1 protein-coding gene is annotated in these 2228 nt (G+C 33.8%); it reads left to right on the forward strand.

Translation table 11 applies throughout. From position 1 onward, the window contains the following. Window positions 1-269: 269 nt before the first annotated feature. Window positions 270-2228, forward strand: a 1959-nt coding sequence (locus tag O5Y44_RS08730) for a YSIRK-type signal peptide-containing protein (protein ID WP_371466005.1), incomplete at its 3' end; no start/stop codon positions are given.

Below are 2228 nucleotides of genomic sequence, written 5' to 3' on the forward strand. Positions count from 1 at the left end.
ATAAAATGGTCTTTTTATTATACAATAGCGATATGAAACAATGCTACCAAACACCTTATTTTGTAACATTTTTGTAACATTGGAGGTTTTTCTAGTTAGTTTCGTTATTATAAAAAAATATTTATTAAAAATCTTACATATTATAAAAAAATAAATTATTGAATTTGTAAAAATTATGGAGAAATTTAAACCAAATTTAAGGTTGGTTTTGTAATATGATAAGATACAGTCATTATGATTTTATTTATTTTATAAAAAAGGAGAAAGCAATGTTCAGTAAAAATAATTTAAAAATGAACAGTACGAAGCAATCTGAAAAGATTAACCAGTATGGAATTAAAAAATTCAACGCTGGGACTGCATCTGTATTGATCGCTTCTGGTTTCTTATTCCTTGGTGGAGCAGCTCAAGCAGCGGATACAACTAAGCAAGAAACATCAGTAGCAACTAATGCTAACGATAAAACTACTGAAAAAGTAGAGACGCCGAAAGCAGAAGTAGCTGGAAAATCAGCAGAAAGTACAGTTGTTAAAACTAGTGCTGTTAAAACAAAACTACAAGAGAAAATTAATCAACTAAACGATTTATTCGTAACTCTTGCAGGAAAAGAATTGTCAGAAACTCAACAAAAATTAACTGTTGACGCTGCGACAGAATTAAACAAGGCGAAAGACCTTGTTGTTAATGAAAATGCAACTCAAGCACAAGTAGATGCGCAAACAGTAGCATTAGAAAACTCAATCAGCTTCCTTAACAAATCTCTAGAAGCTAAAAAAGTCGAAGACGCTAAAGAAGAAACTAAAGCTGAAGACAAAAAAGTTGAAGATAAAGAGAAAAAAGAAGCTAAGTCAGAAGAGAAATCTGATAAAAAAGAAACTAAATCAGCAAAAGAAAAATTAGAAAAAACTATTTCTGAAGCAAAAGTTATTAACCAAACTGCAACTGCATTTGCTGAAAAATCAGTAAAAGAAGAATCTAAAAAAACTGAAATCAAAGCGGCAGTAGCAACAGCAGAAAAACAAATAGCTAAAGCTCTAGACCTATTCAACTCTGATTCATCAACTAAGAGTGATTCAGAAAGAGAACGTAAAGAATTAGAAAGAGCTATCGAAGCTGTATACGCAACAACGCAACGCGCAGGTCACCGTGGTAAGTTAGAAGGATTACTAGCAGGAGAAACTACTACTAATACAGCAATAGTTCCTCCAACTACCAAAACACCTGTAAAGAATATTAATGAATTAACAGATGAGGAAGTAGCGGCGGTTAAACGTGAAATTATGAATGCTAACCCAAGTATAACTGATCCTTCTATGATTGAAGTAGTAAAAAAAGGGAACGGAACTGCAGGTGGAGCAACTGTTACTTTAAATGGAGTTACAACTAATATTCCTTCTGGAGATACTGTTGTTGGTACTGCAGGAACTAAAAACTTAGAGCAACTTAAGAACAACATTAACTGGTTTGACTTTGCAGCAGCATCGATCACATATCCTAACGGTACTGTAGTAGGACCTGCAAGAAAGTTAGCGCAACCGGTAACAAAAACTGTAACTTATCCAAATGGAGATGTAGTAACTGGTAAAATTACAATGGTTCGTGATGTGACATACGCAGACGGCTCAAAAGGACTAACAACAGATGATAAATTCTTAAATTCAGGAACTGCAAAATATGTAGAACATCTATATTACACAGGTGGAGCTCAAAACGACCACGAACTTTACGAAGCTTTACAAGAAGGTATGAAATTCAACGTTAAAACTAAAGTTGAAGGATATGCTTTAACAGCAACAGTAATTAAATTGGGTTCAAAAGATGTAAAATCTGATCCTAATAAAACAGCTGCAGGCCCAGTGAATGCTGTACGTGATTATGGAGATTGGGGATCTGAGAGACAATTATCAAAAGCACAAGCTGAGGATAAACAATTTAAACAAAATGCAATAAATAATAAAACAACATTTGCTAATAACCCAGCTGTTTCGGTAAATGGTGTGGCATTAACACTACCAGAATATCCAACAGAAACATTTGCTAATACAGATGCTTATTATGCGAAAGCAGCTGCTTATCATAAAGCTGTTCAAGACTACAACAAAGCTATTGAAAGTCAAGGTTTAACAGCGACAAAACTTGCTGAAACTGGGTTCTCTTATGTTAATGTGAATGGTAAGGCTGTACCATCAGGATCAGCTAATCTTTATAAAAAAATTGGAGATCAAAGA

It is taken from the genome of Gemella sp. 27098_8_155, assembly GCF_041433725.1.
Taxonomy (GTDB): Bacteria; Bacillota; Bacilli; order Staphylococcales; family Gemellaceae; genus Gemella; species Gemella haemolysans_D.